The sequence below is a fragment of the Bradyrhizobium sp. LeoA1Lang genome, assembly GCF_055413685.1.
On sequence record NZ_JBVAPG010000503.1, the window covers coordinates 1 to 512 of the forward strand.

Here is a 512-nt window from a genome sequence, read left to right on the forward strand (position 1 = left end):
TAGACCACCGCCACCGCATCCGGCGCCTGGCGCACCTGCGCCTCAAACAGCTCGTGGATGCACCGCTCCGACGGATAGGCCGCCGCGGTCCGGTTCAGCTCCTCCAGCAGATACGCGCGCTCAGCGGGTGGCAGGATATCCAGCTCGCGCACCGGCCTGTTGGGCGCCCGCTCCAGCGCCTCAGCCAGTTGCTCGAGCGCGCGCTGCATGTAGCCGCAGACCCGATCCGCAGAGACGGGCTCCGCCGCTTCCGCGGTCAGCCCAAGCGCCTCGCCAAAATCCTCCACCGACAAGGTCAGCGGATAGTTGGTGCGCTCCTCCCCGCCCAGCCATTCCACGCCGGACAACCCATCATCGGTTGCGGAAGTGACCGCCGGCGTGTTGTGGCGGTAGTTCAACAGCGAACTGAACAGCGGCGCCGGCGCCGCAACGGCGCTGCAGCGTTGCGCCAAGGCCAGCGAGGCATGCTCGTGCGCCAAGAGCTCGGCCAGCCGGGCGTGGGTGGCCCGCAC

1 protein-coding gene is annotated in these 512 nt (G+C 69.5%); it reads right to left on the bottom strand.

The window, feature by feature from the left end; genetic code table 11:
• A partial coding sequence (locus tag ACZYOF_RS44330) for a hypothetical protein (RefSeq protein WP_463719666.1) occupies window positions 1–512 on the bottom strand: 512 nt, incomplete at both ends.